The sequence below is a fragment of the Nostoc sp. UHCC 0252 genome (assembly GCF_034931145.1).
Lineage (GTDB): Bacteria > Cyanobacteriota > Cyanobacteriia > Cyanobacteriales > Nostocaceae > Nostoc.
The window spans coordinates 115,773-135,150 of sequence record NZ_JAYGHE010000010.1; the positions used below are offsets into that span (position 1 = coordinate 115,773).

At 40.2% G+C, this 19,378-nt stretch carries 13 protein-coding genes; 9 read left to right on the forward strand and 4 right to left on the reverse strand.

Annotated features, from left to right (window positions below; genetic code table 11):
• Positions 1–51: 51 nt before the first annotated feature.
• From VB732_RS09255 to VB732_RS09280, 6 genes are all read left to right on the forward strand, one after another.
• Complete coding sequence (locus VB732_RS09255) at positions 52–489, forward strand: hypothetical protein (protein ID WP_323230531.1); 438 nt, start codon at positions 52–54, stop codon at positions 487–489.
• 17 nt (positions 490–506) lie between these two features.
• Positions 507–1,673 (forward strand): YbjN domain-containing protein, encoded by a 1,167-nt coding sequence (locus VB732_RS09260; RefSeq protein WP_323230532.1) that lies wholly within the window; start codon positions 507–509, stop codon positions 1,671–1,673.
• 750 nt (positions 1,674–2,423) lie between these two features.
• The gene (locus VB732_RS09265; protein WP_323230570.1) at positions 2,424–5,531 is read left to right on the forward strand and encodes an esterase-like activity of phytase family protein; all 3,108 of its coding nucleotides are present in this window, start codon (positions 2,424–2,426) and stop codon (positions 5,529–5,531) included.
• A 480-nt stretch (positions 5,532–6,011) separates the two neighbouring features.
• The gene (locus VB732_RS09270; protein ID WP_323230533.1) at positions 6,012–8,837 is read left to right on the forward strand and encodes a beta-propeller fold lactonase family protein; all 2,826 of its coding nucleotides are present in this window, start codon (positions 6,012–6,014) and stop codon (positions 8,835–8,837) included.
• A 1,191-nt stretch (positions 8,838–10,028) separates the two neighbouring features.
• On the forward strand, positions 10,029–13,037 hold the full coding sequence (locus VB732_RS09275) for a peptidase domain-containing ABC transporter (RefSeq protein ID WP_323230534.1): 3,009 nt from the start codon (positions 10,029–10,031) through the stop codon (positions 13,035–13,037).
• Between the two features lie 92 nt (positions 13,038–13,129).
• Positions 13,130–14,713 carry an HlyD family efflux transporter periplasmic adaptor subunit gene (locus tag VB732_RS09280; RefSeq protein ID WP_323230535.1) on the forward strand — a complete coding sequence of 528 codons (1,584 nt, stop codon included), beginning with the start codon at positions 13,130–13,132 and terminating at the stop codon, positions 14,711–14,713.
• Positions 14,714–14,830: 117 nt separating this feature from the next.
• Here VB732_RS09280 and purQ read toward each other — a convergent pair whose 3' ends face one another.
• Both purQ and purS read right to left on the reverse strand, forming a co-directional pair.
• Positions 14,831–15,505 (reverse strand): phosphoribosylformylglycinamidine synthase subunit PurQ, encoded by a 675-nt coding sequence (gene purQ / locus VB732_RS09285; protein ID WP_323230536.1) that lies wholly within the window; start codon positions 15,503–15,505, stop codon positions 14,831–14,833.
• Between the two features lie 125 nt (positions 15,506–15,630).
• Positions 15,631–15,909, reverse strand: a complete 279-nt coding sequence (gene purS / locus VB732_RS09290; RefSeq protein ID WP_323230537.1) for a phosphoribosylformylglycinamidine synthase subunit PurS — start codon at positions 15,907–15,909, stop codon at positions 15,631–15,633.
• Between the two features lie 143 nt (positions 15,910–16,052).
• Here purS and VB732_RS09295 point away from each other — a divergent pair, with 143 nt between their 5' ends.
• The 3 genes from VB732_RS09295 to VB732_RS09305 all read left to right on the forward strand — a co-directional run bounded on the left by VB732_RS09295 (position 16,053) and on the right by VB732_RS09305 (position 17,303).
• Positions 16,053–16,457 carry a Fur family transcriptional regulator gene (locus tag VB732_RS09295; RefSeq protein WP_323230538.1) on the forward strand — a complete coding sequence of 135 codons (405 nt, stop codon included), beginning with the start codon at positions 16,053–16,055 and terminating at the stop codon, positions 16,455–16,457.
• A gap of 190 nt (positions 16,458–16,647) precedes the next feature.
• Complete coding sequence (locus VB732_RS09300) at positions 16,648–16,884, forward strand: hypothetical protein (RefSeq protein WP_323230539.1); 237 nt, start codon at positions 16,648–16,650, stop codon at positions 16,882–16,884.
• The gene (locus tag VB732_RS09305) at positions 16,881–17,303 is read left to right on the forward strand and encodes a type II toxin-antitoxin system VapC family toxin (protein WP_323230540.1); all 423 of its coding nucleotides are present in this window, start codon (positions 16,881–16,883) and stop codon (positions 17,301–17,303) included. The genes VB732_RS09300 and VB732_RS09305 overlap by 4 nt, the downstream gene beginning before the upstream one ends.
• Positions 17,304–17,379: 76 nt before the next feature.
• On the opposite strand, the gene VB732_RS09310 is transcribed toward VB732_RS09305, so the two are convergent.
• Positions 17,380–17,949 carry a Uma2 family endonuclease gene (locus VB732_RS09310; protein ID WP_323230541.1) on the reverse strand — a complete coding sequence of 190 codons (570 nt, stop codon included), beginning with the start codon at positions 17,947–17,949 and terminating at the stop codon, positions 17,380–17,382.
• A 305-nt stretch (positions 17,950–18,254) separates the two neighbouring features.
• Positions 18,255–19,262 carry an SPFH domain-containing protein gene (locus tag VB732_RS09315; protein ID WP_323230542.1) on the reverse strand — a complete coding sequence of 336 codons (1,008 nt, stop codon included), beginning with the start codon at positions 19,260–19,262 and terminating at the stop codon, positions 18,255–18,257.
• Positions 19,263–19,378: the final 116 nt, after the last annotated feature.

The following is a 19,378-nucleotide window of genomic DNA, read 5'->3' on the forward strand; positions in this document are numbered from 1 at the left end:
ATAATACTTTGTTTGATACCGTAAACTTCAAATTATAAGGAGTAAAGTGAAATGAGTGGTTTATCTTTAACTCAGTTAGTTATTGAACTGGTACGGCGTCTGAAGGGTGTAGAGCCAAATGCAAGCGTTAAGGCATCTATTTATGAAGTAGTCGAGAGTAATGGATTAGAGAAATATGATGATGTTCCATCTTGGTTGATAAAATTTTTTCGGTCTATTATAGATGGACAATCAACAGAAAAAGTTTATATATATGAGGAGGAAAGTCAAAAAAGTGAAGCAGATGTTTGGAACTTTTTAGCAGAATTGGAAAATATACTAGGAATTGAATCTGATGATTATGGTGAAGGCATAGAAATGGTATTTAAGCCATTGGGTATTTATGCATTTATTTCATTAGAAAGTGGCTTTTACCGCATTCAATCTGCTAAAGATACTCAGTGTACAAGTTATGCAGCTAAAAAGTTGTCCGACTCCAGCAGTTCCTAAGTAAAAAAGAAGTTCGCATGGAAGTAAAGACCGAACAATTTCAATTGAACAGCGATATAAAGCTACGCGATCGCACCATCTCCCCCTTCCCCATCCGCGCCCTAACTCTAGCTTTGACAAAACTAGAAGAGGAGGTGATTGAATGTCGTCTCATCTTTCAAATCAATCTAGAATTTCACAAGTGCATCGAAACTGAAGCTCTATTTAACCTCAAACCAGAAAGTCGTGTCCCGCTTTCCAGTGAAGATTTTTTATCTGAAGTTGATATTCAAATTGAGATTAGTTTACAACCAGATTTCCTTCCAAATCTCAAAGAACATCTTGCCGATGTAGATGAGATATCTACTAATTTCCTCAAGCTTAATCAAGAACAACCCGATAATCCCCTATTTGCGACTGAAAATTGGCTGTTACTATCAGCCATCCAACCGCAAGTATCCGGTGATGTTGGCTACCGCACCCTTTGGGATTACCTCAGTCCAGTCACTCTTGCTAAAGCTGCTGCATCCGGTTCAGCTAATCCAATTTCTGATGCACTAGAAACCTTCTTCAAAAATTGGACGGAGAATAACCTATCTGCTGTGACTGAAAAAGCCACTACTGAAGTTGTTGATGGAATTTCTGATTTTATCAAAGGCTTGACTGACTTCAACGTGGATGAGTTAAATAAACTAGTCAACGATATTGAACAGCAATTTTCAAAGGATTGGAAGCCTCTTTCAAATGACAGAACAATTCTTCAGGAAATGCTTAACTTCTTTACCGAAGATGACTGGAACTTTACTAAATTGCAAGGGGAATCTGTCTTACAACTTCCATTCCAAGGCACAAATGGCAAATGGAACTGTTATGCCAAAGCTAGAGAAGAAAATAAGCAATTTGTATTTTACTCCCTTTGCCCGATCGCTGCACCGGAAAATAAAAGACAAGCTATTGCTGAATTCCTCGCTCGTGCCAATTACGGCTTGATGATTGGCAACTTTGAACTCGACTTTAGCGATGGTGAGATTCGCTACAAAACTAGTATTGATATTGTCGGTGACAATCTCAGTTTTGCTTTAATCAAAAATTTAGTTTACACTAACGTCACTATGATGGACGAATACCTACCTGGAATTATATTTGTAATTGATGGCGATGCGTCACCAAAAGAAGCAATTACTAAAATAGAAACCACAATATAGGTGTAGGGTTACGGAAAGTGTCACCAAGGACAAGATTAAAATTCAATTTGTAACTTTAACAATGGTGTGCGATCGCTAACAAATCAAAACTGGAAAACATCAACAGATAATTTAATAGTCAAAGTAAAAAATAAAATTATTAATTTTTCATTTATCTTCCATCAAGTTTCATAAATATTACAAATATTACTTTTTTCCTCAAAAGAATTTTAATCATTTCTTCTGTTTAGCTTATTCTTATCTTAATCTTTGAATGAAAACATCTTTAGTGCTAGCTAAGTTCTCTCATAACTACTATCAACAGATTTAAGTTGTGAATCTCGTTCTTCCACATTCATTACTCACTAATATCAAGCCAGGGTAATTAGTTATGATTCCCACACTCATTACACCCTAGATACCTGCGGATTCGCTAATGCTGTGACATTCCACCATCACTTCTCAAGCTTTCAAAAACTCTGAGAAAATGTATTTTTTGGAAATATATCCTCGGTGTTAATGACGAAATCGGACTTAACGGACTTGCCCAAACTGTACAGGACTGACGCAAACAATAGCTGAAGCCCCAATTTTGAGTTAGGGGCAATCCATGAATTATCCCTACCGCGTGTAATTTTGTAATTCTGAAATTTCCCCGTAATTCCGATTTCTAGCATGAGAACATAATTGCTTTTTCCCACAAGTAATGGAATGAGAGAACTTGAATACCTTGTGGTGTAGTTAAATCCAAATACCCAAATAACATTCTAAATTATGGCAATTGAGTTAGTCGGCTTTGCTTCTTTATCTGCTGATACTTATAGTGATGGGCCAGTTTCTGGTGAGGAAATTTCAGCTAACGGTAGAACTGGGCCTTTTCCAGGACAACCAATACAGGGATTTAGCGGTGTCCAGTTTGGTAACAATAACTCTTTATACTTCCTGTCAGATAATGGTTACGGGAGTAAAGATAATAGTGAAGACTTTCTATTGCGTATTCATCGGCTAGACCCAAATTTTAAGGGTACGGAAAATGGAGATGCGACTGTTAAAGTTTTAGACTACATTCAACTATCCGATCCCAATAACAAGATTCCTTTCGAAATAGTTAATGAAGGAACTACCGATAGATTATTGACTGGTGCAGACTTGGATGTAGAGTCATTTGTCTTTGATAAAGACGGGACAATCTGGGTTGGAGACGAGTTCGGCCCTTACCTGCTCCATTTTGATGCCACCGGTAAGTTATTAGAGGCTCCCATTGCTACACCCGATCAATTCAAAACTTTAGATGGAGAAGCACCTAAAGTCATTGGTCATAGAGGTGCAAGTGGCTATCTTCCAGAGCATACTTTAGAGGCATATAAACAAGCGATTGTAGATGGTGCTGATTTTATTGAGCCTGATTTAGTAGTTACAAAAGATGGTGTATTAATTGCTCGGCATGAACCTGCTTTAGCGATTTTAAACGCTGATGGCACTGTTAATTTCAACAATACAACCACAGACGTTTACGATATTAGCAAGTATCCACAGTTTGCCGATCGCAAGAAAACAGTCAGCTTAGATGGAACTGAAATCACAGGTTGGTTTGCTGAAGACTTTACTTTAGAAGAAATCAAGACCTTAAAAGCCGTACAGCGTGTACCTTTCCGCGATCAATCCTTCAATGGTCAATTTGATATTCCCACCCTCGCCGAAATTATCGACTTGGTTAAAGAAGTAGAAGCCGAGACGGGTAAAAAAATTGGCATCTATCCTGAAACGAAGCATCCCACCTATTCTGCCGAAGAAGCCACTTATGTAGGCACTACAGAGAAAATTAACAGAAACATCAGTGAGATACTGATCGACACGCTCAAGGCTGAGGATTTCACTGACCCAGATCGGATTTTTATCCAATCCTTTGAAGTCGGTAATCTCAAGGATCTAAACGATCGCATTATGCCAGAAGCAGGAGTGGATATCCCACTGGTTCAACTCCTTAATGCAGCTGGTATTGAGCTAAATGGAGAGATCATAGAGACTCAGCCTTATGATTTGGAAGTCAGTGGTGACACTCGTACTTATGGCGACTTACGAACTCCAGAAGGTTTGGCTGAAATCGCTACCTATGCTGATGGTATTGGCCCTTGGAAACGGTTAATTGTTAGTGTCCAAGGAACTGATGCTAATGGTGATGGATTGGCAGATGATGTCAATGGGGATGGAGCAGTAAATGATGCTGATAAGACAACCCTACCTCCCACTACCTTAATTGAAGATGCTCACAATGCAGGTTTAGAGGTTCATCCCTACACCTTCCGCGATGAAGACCAGTATCTTGCAGCAGATTACAAAGGTAATCCAGAACTAGAGTTTCAGCAGTTCTTTCAATTAGGGGTAGATGCACTCTTTACAGACTTCCCCGATACAGGAGATAAAGTCCGAGATTTCTTGAGTGATCCTCAGAATAACTTAGTGCGATCGCCACAAAATCCTGATGTCCTCTCAGGAGACGCTTTTGCTAACTTGGGTGGCTCAAAAGGTTTTGAAGGTGGAGCAATCAACGCCAGCAAAACCAAACTTTACATGCTACTAGAGGGTACGGTTCAAGGCGATCCGGCTGGTGCTTTGCGGATTAATGAATTTGACCTTGCCAGCCACAAGTACACTGATAATACACTTTACTACAAGCTGGAAAATCCTGCTTATGCGATCGGCGATCTCGCAGTCATTAATGACAATGAGTACTTAGTCATTGAGCGGGATGGTGGTCAAGGAGCTTCTGCTCAATTCAAGAAAATTTTCAAAATAGACCTATCTAAAACAGATGCTAATGGCTATGTAGTCAAAGAAGAAGTTGCAGACTTGTTAAACATCCAAGACCCTAACGACCTTAATGGGGATGGTAAAACAACCTTTGATTTCCCGTTTGTAACCATTGAAAACGTTTTAGTTGTTGATGAAAATACCATTTTGGTAGCTAATGACAACAACTATCCCTTCTCAACAGGTCGTCCTGGGAATGATCCTCAAAATCCAGTTATCGACAACAACGAAATCATTCTTCTTAAGTTGGACAAGTCCCTTAATCTTGCTCCTGGTTTGGGTCAACCCCAAGCTGAAGAAATTAACTTTGGCTCCACTACCAGCGATGATATTACAGTTCAACCAGATCAAACCTTATTCACCGGTGACGGAGCAGACTTTGTAGAAGGTAGTACAGGTAACACAATCCAAACTGGCAACGGTGATGACACGGTGCTTGCAGGTAGTGACTCTTCTGTATCCACAGGAGACGGTAACGATCAAGTCTTAATTGGCGTAAATGGCCCTGCTAAAAACACTACTGCTGATGGTGGTGCTGGTGATGACCAAATTACCGTAGTTGAAGCCAGTGGTAGTAATAATTTGTTCGGAGGCGCAGGTGCTGATACTCTGACAGTCATTGAAGGTTCCCGTCAATTATCCTTCGGTGGTTCAGGTAACGATACCCTCAAGAGTAATGGCAGCAATAACCGTCTCTACGGTGGTTCTGGAGATGACAAACTCTTTTCCAGTGTCAATGATTCCCTATTTGGTGGCGATGGTGATGATGTGCTATTTGCTGGTCAACAGGGCGGTAATCGCTTAACTGGTGGTACTGGTGCTGACCAATTCTGGATTGCCAATGCCAGCCTATCAACTAGCAAGAATATTGTTACTGACTTCGCTGTTGGTATTGATAAAATCGGGCTTGGTGGTATTGGCGTGACGCAATTTAGTGCTTTAACGCTGTTGCAACAGGGTAGCGATACTTTGGTGAAAACTGGAGATACTGAGTTAGCTTCATTACTGGGGATTACATCAACTAGCCTCACAGCAAATGATTTTGTTTTCTCTGCTAGTGTGGTTTAATCCAAAAATAATTACAACTTAAATTCGAACTTAAAAATTAATTAAGTTGTGGCAAATCTGCCGATGCGAGGGAGTATCACTCCCTCGTTTTTATTAATAGGAATAGCAACAGAAAGTGGAAATATTTATAAAATTTTACTTTTTTTACTTAAGTAAAAAAATAGTACTACTTATTATACTTAAGCTGCCTTGCAAAGACTTTGATCAATACAAGTCCTGAATAAATACAAATATTTACAGCGTATTTAGCAAAATCGAAGAACCTCATCCGATTTCAGAGATAAGTCGGATTGATTATTATTCAGCATAAATACTTAGAAACTAACCAACTTTGTCCTCATAACTTCGGGGTTGCTTTTTTTTGCTGGGCTATCAGACTGGAATTAATATTAAATAAAATCGTAATTTTACTGAAGGCAAATATTAATTTTACCTCATAAATTAGACTGGACAAATAATAAGTATTAATAAAGTCGGATTATGCAAGATAAAATTCTGAATTTCGTAGAAGTCCAAAAAAATAATACAAATGGTGTAGATGGGCTTGGTGGTAGCTTTTCCACAGCCATTAGTCCCGATGGCAAATTCCTCTATGCATCTGGATATGATGATTCGGCGGTAGCGGTGTTTGCACGCGATGAGCAAACAGGTCAGTTGAGTTTTATAGAAGTTCAAAAAGATGATACAAATGGCGTCGATGGGCTTGGTAACGCTGAATCTCTCGCTCTCAGCCCCGACGGTAAATTCCTCTATGTTCCTGGATATGGTGACTCGGCGGTAGCGGTGTTTACGCGCGATGAACAAACAGGCAAGTTGACTTTTGTAGAAGTTCAAAAAGATGATACAGATGGTGTCGATGGACTTGCTAATGCCACTTCTGTAACTGTCAGCCCCGATGGAAAATATCTTTATGCATCTGGATATGGTGATTCGGCGGTAGCGGTGTTTGAGCGCGATGAGCTAACAGGCAAGTTGACTTTTGTAGAAGTTCAACAAGATGATACCGATGGTGTCGATGGACTTGCTGGTGCCCTCTTTGTAACTGTCAGCCCCGACGGAAAATTCCTCTACGCAGCTGGAGCTGGTGAGTCGGCAGTATCGGTGTTTAAGCGCGATGAACAAACAGGCAAGTTGACTTTTGTAGAAGTTCAAAAAGATGATACGGATGGTGTTGATGGACTTGCTGCTGTCAACTCTGTAACTGTCAGCCCCGACGGAAAATTCCTCTATGCTGCTGGATTTGGGGACTCAGCGCTGGCGGTGTTTGAGCGCGATGAACAAACAGGCAAGTTGACTTTTGTAGAAGTTCAAAAAGATGATACAGATGGTGTCGATGGACTTAATGCTGCAACTTCTGTAACTATCAGCCCCGACGGAAAATATCTCTATGCATCTGGATTTTATGATTCAGCAGTAGCAGTATTTGAGCGCAATCAAGAAACAGGCAAGCTGACTTTTGTAGAAGTTCAACAAGATGATACAGATGGTGTAGATGGACTTGCTGCTGTCACTTCTATAACTTTCAGCCCTGACGGGAAACATCTATATGCATCTGGATCTTATGACTCGGCAGTGGCGGTGTTTAGTGCGCCTTTCAACAATGCGCCAGAATTAGCAAATGAAATTCAGGATCAAGAAGCTACCGAAGATACTGTCTTCAACTTCATTGTTCCAGTTGATACCTTCAGCGATGAGGATGCTGAAGATATCCTGACTTATACTGCAACTCTGGAAAATGATAGCTTACTACCCACTTGGTTAAACTTCAATGCTACTACTCTTACCTTCAGTGGTACTCCTACAAGTCAGGATGTGGGTATTCTAAACATCAAAGTCACGGCTGAAGATATTGCTGGAGATGAAGCCAGTGATGTATTTGCACTTGCAGTCGGTGAAAAGAATTCTGCCCCAACAAATTTGATATTTACCATTATCAGCGATGACGACGATGATGACGACGAGGACGATGATGACGACGATGACGATGATGGTGGTAATAGCGATGGAGATGACGATGATGACGATAAAAAAATTATCGGTTTCTTCACCACCACCGACTCAGACCAAGACGATGAACACACTTATAGCTTAGTGCCAGGTAATGGTGATACTGATAATGGTGTATTCATCATTGAGGGAGATAGCCTCAAAATTAATTCTGATATCACTAAATCTAGTTATAAAATCCGCGTCCGTACTACTGACCTCGGTGGACTTTCTTTCGACAAAGATTTGGATGTTAAGATTGATGGCTTTGTGTCTACAAATACCCAGATAACAACTATTTTCCAACTGGTAAATATCACTCAGAATATCTTTACTGTCAAAAGTAAAGTCAAGGGCGGCAAAGGAAAACTTTCCATTAAAATTAAAACCAGCAGTTCAAAAGAAGTGAATGAACTGTGTGTATTTAATGTTGATGATGATGAAGGCAAGATTGACGGCATAGCCCCTGGTACAGAAGGCTATGCAAAAGCGGCTCTTTTGCGTTCAAAAGTGATTTTCTGCTCCCTTGGCAATTCGCCTAATGGTTTTAACGCCACCGACTTAACAAACATTTTAGAATTTGAGTCTAATACCAAACTCCGATTCTATATGATATCTAACAGTACTACCCAGGCTGTACTGTCTGGAAAAACTTCTTTATCAAGTGTAGTTTTTTCCTCCGCTACAAATAACACAAATAACAACGCAGAACAGGAAGGGTTTTCTCTCAACTTCCAGGGTCTCGTTGTGACGCTTCAGGCAACAGAAGAAAAGGTATCTTTAGGTACTGGTTTGCAAGGTAAATCTCAAGGTGCATTGATTGATTTACGAAGTGTGACACAATTAGTAACAGCTGAGTTTGTAGTCAATAGAGAAGCTTCTTACAACAACTTTGTCGGCTTCTATAAAATAGCTGATGAAAATGGTGGTATTGATACTAATGGTGATGGCAAAGCAGATATTCTCGTTGGACAAGCTGGTTATACTGAAGCTGCCGTGCGTGGGCGTGTTGGAAGTATTGATTTAATGGTAGACAATCAAGGTACAGCCAATTACACTGGCACTTTCGGGGCTGATTCTTTGTTTGCACCATTCATTATTGTGAATGGTAAACCCGATGCTATTGTCAATAGTAATGGTAGGGGCAATGGCAATAAAAATGTCTACTTTTCATTCTTAGGTGCTAACTCAGATAAAGTAGATCATATCCGACTGTTGGGAAATAACACCTTTGGTTTTGAGGATCTACCAAATAGTGGTGACAAAGATTACAACGATGTAATTGTGCAGGTAAAATTGAGTGTCAATGCTGCTTCCTAATATCAAATGACTTCGCAAAACTAAATGGACTCGCCCCACTTTTAGGTAAATCTATTTGGTTTCTGGCAATCAAATAGATTCGATTTTAATTAAAACAGTGAATTTTTTGAATTAGGGTAGCACGGTTGTGCTACCCTACTAATTTTTTATTTTTAAAAAAGTACGATAAAGTAGTCTTATTTTTCATTACCTTTTCCCTACCCGATGCTATTCTCGATCGCAATGCCAATCACAATCCGCAGGTTTACTTTGCATTCTTGATGCTAATACAGACAAAACAGCTTGCATTCACCTGTTGTAGAATAATACCTCTGGTTTTGAGGATCTACTAAATTTTAGTTAGGTATGTTGCCGTACCCGTAAGCCATTACTGTCTAATATAGGCTGCGAGGAATTACTTAGTAAAAAGTATATTGTCCCGCTTGCAGGATGAAGTTATTTTATGAATAACGAGAAAATGAACTCTATATTAATTAAATCAGTAAATTTACTGAAGGCAGTTACTGTCTTTACTTCATAAATTTAATAGTTGATTCCTCTAGGGTGACAAAAAATCTTCACCTTTACTTTTTAAGTTAATTTTTCTTAAATTAGGCCACCAAAAAAGTAATAGAGAATTTTTTCATAAATTGGACATGGCGCTATTTAGCAAGGAAGGCTCGCTGTCTTTCGTTATCGCTGATATTGTCAATCCCTATATCCAATAATTTGTGAAAAATAATTCCAAAATTTAAAGTTTTCTTTATTACATAATCTTTAACTAGGGTATTTACTTAGAAAAGCATCTGTGATATTTTCATGTTGATTATAATAAAATCAAAATAGGCGAAGCTAAATTTAACAACCGCCTTTATGTATCTTGGTTTGGTGATAAGTATCCATATTGCATATTTGCAATTGTAAATATTAATTTTAAATTTGTATAAATTATGTTGCATTAATCTAGTGATAACTTGTCCTCAAACTATTTTCACTATGGTTTATTTTGAAAAACGCATAAAAATCTTAACCGTGTGATGTGAAGATAGGTCTACAATTAGACGGACTACCCCTCAGTGATTTTACATATTTAAACACGATAACTTCAGAAAAGTCTTGCCACTGTTGGCATAAAACCAAACACTGCCACCATTAGGAAAGTGAATTCTCCCTCATATTTTCGATTTAATTCCTCACTTTTACTTGTTTGATATGACTTATATTAAGAACACTTTTCTCGAATTTATCACCACCCTAGAAGGGTTCGATCGCTTACCCGATGGGGCGATCGCTAATCTATCAGACCAACTGCAAGCTTTCCGCTATCGCATAGGCCAGAAAATCATTGGTAAGGAAAGTCTCCCAGAACGCATCACCATTATTTATGAGGGACAAGTGCGCCTCTTGGGATACGATCCCCAGACGCAAATGCCAATTACCCTAAAATTGCTGCAACCTGGAGAAATTATCGGCGAAATTGGTTTATTGCGCGATGTCGCTTGTGAAACTGCGATCGCCTCCACCGAAGTAGTATGTTTAACCTTGAGCGCATCGGCATATTTTAGTTTTCTCGCTTCATACCCAGCTTTTGCCGAAGCCCGCAAGAACCGCAGTTATTTGATCGAAGTTTTTGATATTCTCAGTTCCTATTGGAACCAGCAAGCGATCGCTACTTTAAATCTTAGAGAACTCACAGAAAAAGCCTTACCACAGGCAAAAATCCATTACTTAGCTCCCGGAAAAACTTCATTCAACCAACTGGATAGCCAAAGAGTCTGGTTTGTAAGTGGCGGTGGTACAGTCACAAATTTATCACCTGGCGATCGCTTAGAATCAAACGATGACAGAGACAAGATTCAGGTTATAGGTCAAAATCCCGCACGATTAGTTGGTATCCATCCGTCAGATTTGGTATTAGAAGATAGTCATGAAATAGTACTGGCGGTAAATAACACCCAATTAGATACCCAAGATGAAGATGTATTAGATATTCCTTACGCATCAGACGAAATCGTTCCTCAGACAGCCCCCGATACCTCAAAGAGTTCATCAAAGCAAAAATACCCATTTTTTAGCGGTAAGGGAGAATTAAATACAGCCTTCGCCTGTTTCCAAATGGTTGCGAAGCACCTAGAAATACCGTTTCGTCGAGAAGTAGTTCGCCGCATCTTAACTGAACAAGTCAAACGTCAAGGGGTTATATCGTTTCAAGTTACTGCTTACCTAGCAGAATTAATCGGACTGAAGGCGCAATTAGTAGAAATACCAGTCGCTTCACTGACACGCACCCCGACACCGGCATTGATTCGCTATGGTGATAATTTTGCAGTTTTATATGCAGCAGATTCAAACAACATGGTTGTGGGTGTCCCATCCAAAGGAATCGTGCGCTGTAAACCGGCTCAATTAGTTGAACAATTAGATATCGATCCAACCAACTTTCCGCCCCAAGCTAGAGTATTACTGCTCAGTGCTACCAACCAAACACCCCAAGAACGCTTTAGTTTACGGTGGTTTCTGCCCTATTTGTCAAAGCACCGTCGAGTGTTAATAGAGGTCTTTATCGCTTCCTTTTTCGTACAGTTGGCAGCGTTAGCAAATCCTCTAGTGGTTCAGTTGATTATCGACAAAGTTATCACTCAAAATAGTATTGGTACTCTACATATTTTGGGTATTTTACTATTAGTTGTCGGTCTATTTGAAGCAGTACTAACTACCTTGAGAACCTACTTATTTGTCGATACCACTAACCGGATCGATATGGGTTTAGGGTCGCAAATTATCGATCACTTGTTACGTTTACCACTGCGCTATTTTGAACGCCGACCGGTGGGTGAACTTTCCACTCGCATCAACGAATTAGAAAATATTCGCCAATTCTTGACTGGTACTGCCTTAACAGTAGGTTTAGATGCTCTGTTCTCGGTGGTTTATATCGGTGTAATGCTGATTTACAGTTGGCAACTCACCTTGGTAGGCTTAAGCACAATTCCGATTTTTATCTTCATCACCTTAATTGCTTCTCCCACCATTAGTAGACAGTTACGTGCCAAAGCCGAACGCAACGCCGAAACTCAATCTTATTTAGTAGAGGTGATGTCAGGAATTCAAACCGTAAAAGCGCAAAATATTGAATTGCGATCGCGCTTTTCTTGGCAAGAGCGTTATGCTCGGTTTGTCGCTGCCGGTTTTAAAACGGTTGTGACTTCCACCCTCGCTAACTCCACCAGTAACTTTCTCAACAAACTTAGCAGCTTACTGGTTTTGTGGGTAGGAGCTTATCTAGTACTCCAAGGAGAATTAACTTTAGGCGAATTAATTGCCTTTAGAATTATATCCGGTTACGTCACCAGCCCAATATTGCGTTTAGCTCAACTCTGGCAAAGCTTCCAAGAAACAGCCTTATCTCTAGAACGTTTAAGCGATATTGTCGATACACCACAAGAAGGAGAAACAGATCGCTACAATATCCCCTTACCTGCCATTAAGGGAGCAGTGAAATATGAAAATGTTTCCTTCCGCTTTGGGACGAGTGGGCCTCTGCAACTTTCCAACGTCAACCTTGAATTTGAGCCAGGGAAATTTATCGGCATCGTCGGGCAAAGTGGATCTGGTAAAAGTACGATGATGAAGTTATTGCTGAGACTTTACGAAACTGAGTCCGGCAGAATTTTGATTGATGGTTATGACATTGCCAAAGTCGAACTTTATTCACTGCGACGACAAATTGGCGTAGTTCCCCAAGAAACATTGCTGTTTGACGGTAGCGTTCAAGAAAATATTGCTCTGACGAATCCCGATGCGACAACCGAAGAAATTATCGAAGCGGCTCAGGTTGCGTGCGCCCACGAGTTTATAATGAACTTACCCAACGGCTACAACACACGGGTGGGAGAACGGGGTTCTGCACTTTCAGGTGGACAAAGACAAAGAATTGCGATCGCTCGTTCTGTTTTACAACGACCAAAATTATTAGTTTTAGATGAAGCTACTAGCGCCCTAGACTATCCTACAGAACGGCAAATATGTCTGAATTTAGCCAAAGCATTTAAGGGTGATACAGTGTTTTTTATTACCCACCGACTAAACACCGTCAGCAATGCAGACATGATTGTTGTGATGGATAATAGCAGGGTTATAGAAAAGGGTAGCCATCAAGAATTAATGGCTACTAAGGGTCATTATTATTATCTGTATCAACAACAAGAAGTGAACTTGTAGTTAGTCATTTTTGACCGCATAGCATTACAAAATTTAAACAGTATCCACCCGGCAAAAAATCCAAAATCCAAAATCCAAAACCCAAAATCGTTATGACTCAACTTAATGGGAATCACCACAACGGCAATCATAAAAACGGTAATCAGAAAAATGGAGTCAAGCAAGATTCACCAGTACTTACAAAACAACAGAAAGCTGCTCAGGAGTCTTTAATTAACTCAAGTAGCCAGGAATTTGAGCAAGCAATTGTTTTGCGCCAATCTCCAGTTTGGTCGCGGACAATCATGATTACTCTTATGGCATTAGCCTGTTTTGGACTTGCTTGGGCTTATTTTGCAAAGATTGAGCAAGTAGTACCAGCAACAGGTCAATTAAAGCCACAAGGAACAGTCAAAGATGTTCAGGCTCCTATTAGTGGAGTGGTCAAAACAGTTAATGTTAAAGATGGACAAGAAGTAAAGCCAGGAGATTTGTTGCTGACTTTTGATTCTATAGCCACTGTTGCCGAATTAAATTCTTTGAATAAAATTCGTGTTGCATTAATGAAAGAAAACCAGATTTATCGCCGCTTGATGGGTGCAAGTACCGCCACGGGATCTGAACTATTATATTTACGCGGTAATTTGCCACAAGAAACTGCTTTTCTGCTGAAAAGTCGGGTAGCGTTAGTAGCAGAAAATGATTTATTACGGACTCAATTAAAAAATTCTGGTCAAGATTCTACTCTAGGAATTGATGAGCAACAACGTCTACAAGTTGCCAAAAAAGAACTAGATTCTCGCTCTGCTGCGGCGCAATTGGAAGTAGAGAAAATCAAAAAACAACTAGCTCAAAATAAATTTAAGCTTGAAGATAGTAAAGCAAGTTTAGCTATTCAGCAGGGTATTTTAGAAAAGCTGAAAATATTGGCAGAAGAAGGTGGTATTTCTCAACTTCAGTATCTCAACCAACAACAAGAAGTCCAAAACCGCACCGCAGAAGTAGCACAGCTAGGCGAAGAAGAAAAACGCCTCCAGTTTGATATAGAAAAAGGACGACAAGAGTTAAGCAATACCGTTGCTGTTTCTGACAAAAACATCTTGGATAAAATAGCTGATAACAAGCAGCGCATTGCCTCAATTGATAGCCAATTCATGAAAAATATCCTCGATAACGAGCAGCGTTTGGCAGATGTCAATAGTAAAATCTCTCAAACACAGCTAGACGTTAAATATCAAGAACTCCGTGCGCCTGTAGCTGGAACAGTTTTCGATTTGCAAGCTAAAAACCCTGGATTTGTAGCGAATCCGACTACAAAAATGCTGCAAATTGTCCCAAAGGAAAACTATATAGCTGAAGTTTTCATCACTAACAAAGATATCGGTTTTGTGCGAAAAGGTATGAAGGTAGATGTGAGAATTGATTCCTTTCCTTACAGCGAATTTGGCGATATCAAAGGGGAAGTAACTGGCATAGGATCAGACGCATTACCGCCAGATCAAACACATCAGTTTTATAGATTTCCAGCAAAAGTTTCATTGGATAAACAATCGTTAATGATTCGGGGTAAAAACGTCACTTTGCAATCAGGTATGTCCATCAGCGCCAACATAAAAGTACGCGAAGAACGGACTGTGCTTAGTTTATTCACTGAGTTGTTTACCAAACAAATTGATACTCTTAAAGAGGTACGTTGAAATAATTCGTAATTCGTAATTCGTAATTCGTAATGGAGCGATCGCAGGTGTTAAGATCCCCGACTTCTTTAAGAAGTCGGGGATCTCGAAACCCCGCAAAATTAATGGGACAGACCACTAAGCTAATGTGGCTACCTTCTCTAACAAGCCCTGAAACAGCCTTAAACCATCGCTATTCCCCAGCATTGTGTCAGATGCCCTTTCTGGGTGCGGCATCATCCCTAAGACATTGCCCTGACGATTGCAAATCCCAGCAATGTTGTTTAGTGAACCGTTGGGATTCTTGCCTTCATAACGAAACACGACTTGCCCGTTATTTTCAAGTTCTGCGAGAGTGCCTTCATCAGCGTAGAATCGCCCCTCTCCGTGGGCAATGGGCAAAGTGATAACTTCACTATCGGTATAAGCTTGCGTCCATAAGAGATTGGTACGCTCAACTTTCAGGGGGACGCGATCGCAAATAAAATGCAAATCCCGATTTCTGGTTAACATCCCTGGCAAAAGTCCAGCTTCAGTTAATACCTGAAAACCGTTGCAAATACCGATGACAAGCTTACCCTTTTGAGAATGTTCGACAACCTGCTGCATCACAGGTGAAAAACGTGCGATCGCACCGCAGCGCAGATAATCCCCGTAACTAAAGCCACCGGGAATAATCACGACATCCAAATCAGCAATGTCTGTTTCTTGATGCCAAACCATGCGAGTCGGTTGTGAAAGCAAATCTCTGGTTACATAAGCAACATCGCGATCGCAATTAGAACCTGGAAAAACAACAACACCAAATTTCATGATTGGGGAATTGGGAATTGGGAATTGGGAATTGGGAATGGGGAATGGGGAATTGGGAATGGGGAATGGGGAATGGGGAATGGGAATTGTTATCTTCACCTTGCCTAATGCCCAGTCCCCAGTCCTTAAAAGACTCCTGTTTGGGTTTCGACCTCAATTAACTCAAAGCGGTAATTTTCAATTACGGGATTTGATAGCATTTGGTCACAAATGCGTTCTAGGTCTTGACGAGCTTTCTTTTCCTCAGTCGTGGTGATGGTGAGTTCAATGTACTTGCCAATCCGCACATGGTCAACGTTATCGTATCCCAGTTGCTGAAGACCGGATTGTACAGCCACACCAGCAGGGTCTAAGACTGAAGGACGAAGTGTAACAAAAATTTTGGCTAGATACTTGGTTTGCACGGCTTTTGCTGAATGCTGCGATCGCTATACTATAACTTTCTGTTCCAACTGAGTGAAAATAAGATTACGAAGCGGTTAAAGTTAATTGAGCAATTAACCCATCTAACAGCTTCAACTACAGTGACATATTTAAAGAATTGTCTATGAGAGCTATACGCACCCGCAGTCAAGAGCGTATTTTCAACTTACTGAAAACCATCAAAAAAGGTATTTCAGCCCAGGATATTTACGTGGAACTACGTAATACAAATCAGAGTATGGGTTTAGCAACAGTTTACCGCTCTTTAGAAGCCTTAAAACTCGAAGGCATGGTACAAGTGCGGAATTTAGCTAATGGTGAAGCCCTCTATAGTCTAGCGCAGCAAGACAAACATCACCTTACTTGCTTGCAATGCGGTGTCTCAATTCCGATTAATCAATGCCCAGTTCATGACCTAGAAGACCAGTTAGAATCAAGCCATAAGTTTAAAGTTTTTTACCACACCCTAGAGTTTTTTGGGTTGTGCAGTCAATGCCAGGTAAATCAAGCTACTAGTATTGGTCAATAGTCATACCAATTTTATGTGATGTTGCACTTTATTCTTCCACAGACTAAACCCCGTGGCTACCAGAACGTAGAAGCAAATCGGCTTCCCGCAGGGTAGCCCGCTTAGACAGCTAATGATGTGAATTTTCATCAATAAATGGTGTGAGCAGGAAATTTTTTTGCTCTTCAAGCTTAACTACAGGAGTAATGCAGTGTTGAGAATTAGCGTTGAAGAAGCAGCTATGAATTTAAAATCTCTTTTGGAACGAGTAGCTAGGGGAGAAGAAGTAATTTTGCTAGAGCAAGATAAAGCTGTTGCTCGTTTAGTTCCTCCGCTACAAAAAGAAGAACAATTAGCAAGTATAAAGCAATTTCGTGATTCCCTTGCAATTAAAGGTGAGTCATTGAGTGCAACTGTCATAAATACACGTACAGAGGAACATCGTTGATTTATATAGATACAAGCGTCATTGCTCCTTTGTATTGGACAGAAGCTTTGAGCGATGCAGTTGAACAATTACTACTCAATGAAGCTGAAGTGGGTTTGAGTCAGTTGGTTGAGGTTGAACTCGTTTCTGCGTTATCGCGTCGAGTCAGAATGCAAGAAATATCTCAGCAAGATGCAATAGCTATTGTAGAAAGGTTTCAATCAGATTTGGATAGTGGATTTTATACTCAAATTGCGGTGGAAACGGTTCACTATAATTTAGCGCGTGAGTGGATTAGTCGGTTTGATACACCATTGCGTACACTTGATGCTCTACATTTGACAATTGCATTTCAAAATAATATCCAATTGGTAACGGCTGATGAAGCTTTAGCAACAAGTGCTGAAATTTTAGGAGTTGAGGTTTTGTTACTGCGGTAAATCAGCTTTTCTTTACAAATATTTATTTTCTATAATGATTCAGAAGTGGATTAGCGTCAGCTTACTGTTGCTTTATTCAAACAAAAGTTAACCAACTAAATACGTCTGCAACTGTTAATTGCCAATTTTCTAAAACACTCAAAACGGGTAAGATATCTTGCTGTTCTTTTAATTCAGGTAATTTGTTAGGTTCAAAAATCACGATTGACTCATCAGCAGAATCGAGCAACCAACCTAGCTTTGCTCCATTTTGAATAGAAAACGTAATTTTGCGGATAACTCGGTTGGGTGATTGTTCTGGTGAAAGAATTTCGATTATCCAATCTGGGGGAATCTCAAATTTATTGGCAATACTACCTTTTGCATCCAATGGAATTCTTTCCCATTCAAACACAGCAATATATGGTACTATCGAAAGTCCGCTAAAAGTGCAGCGTAGTTCAGTAAAGGCATAAGCTAACTTTTTGGGTTTTGCAACTTGATTTATGGCAGAAGCTAATTCAATTTGTAAAGTGCTATGTTTTCCTTGTGGCATAGTTTTTTGGTGTACTTGCCCATTAAAATACTCGCTTGCGGGTTTTGTCTCTGGTAATTGTAAAAATTCTTCTACACTTATTACTGTGGTTGGCTGAATAGATAATGTCATAATTTACAACTTATTGAAACTGATTTTTGCTACTAATACCTTGGGTTAAGATGCAAATTGCTTCAAATTTTTGGGCTAGTGTTAGGGATAGTAACTATGTTTTTAACTCTTGGGCTGTCACTGGAAACTCTCTAAGATTAACTATATTTTAACGGAGTTTGAAAATTACTATATAAGGTATAAAAGCGAAAAAGGTTGTCAGTAGATAATTGTGATTGTCTCGTTCCCAGTCTCAGACTGGAAACGAGGTTTGAAAAGGGTTTTAAACTTAAGTTGACACTAATGCCACTCCCTACTCCCTATTTTTAGCTAGGGCGGTTATTTTCTAATCCTGGTATTTGCTTAGAAAACAACTCGTTAGAGTCAACTTGACCATTGGAGATCACAGAACGCATACCCTCAAAAGCAGCAGGAATAGTGCGCGGATCTATAAATAAGACCTTGCTGCTATCGCTTCTACCAATTGTCGCGCCCATATCCAAATAGCCCAAGGCGAACAGAACTTCAACTGCTTTATTAGCATTGGGATTCGTCTGGAGCTTTTGTGCAATAATATCTGCTGATTCTGCGATCGCCTGCGCTTTCAAAACCTGCTGCTGACGTTCAGCTTGAGCCTTCAAAACGATCGCCTTTTGTTCAGCTTCCGCTTGCAGAACTGTCGATTTTTGCCGAGCTTCGGCATCCAATATCTGCGCCTCCGCCTTACCTCTAGCACTATTAACAGCAGCTTCGCGTTCGCCCTCAGAATTCAAAATTGCTGCCCGTTTGCGTCGTTCTGCCGACATTTGCAATTCCATCGATTCCCGCACCGCCTGAGATGGGACAATATCTCGCAGTTCTACCCGCGTCACTTTCACACCCCAAGGATCTGTAGCAATATCCAATTCCCTTAACAGCAGTTCATTGATTTGGGAACGCGCGGTAAAGGTTTGATCCAACTCCAATTGTCCCATCTCGGAGCGAATTTGAGTCAGCACCATGTTTACCATTGCCGCTTGGAGATTTTCTACCTTATACCAGGCTTTTTCCATATCCACGATGCGCCAATAAAACACCGCATCTACTTCAATACCAACGTTGTCGCGGGTGATGCATTTTTGGGGAGGAATATCTAAGACTTTTTCCCGGATGGTTTCTCTGTAAACGATTTTGTCCAAAAAAGGAACTAAAAAATTCATTCCTGGTTCCAGCTTTTTGTTATAGCTACCCAATCTTTCCACCAAAGCTTCATTGCCCTGATTAATGACTTTTACAGATCCCGCGACAGCAGAACCACCAAGGGCTAAAAATACTAGTAAAAAAAATTGCTCCATTGTAAATCTCCTGATTTTTAAGTATTAAATGTAACTCAAAAGAAGAGAAGGACGGAGAACGAGGAGTAAGAGTAGCAGAGGAGGAAGAAATATTAATCCCTGCCCATTCCCCATTC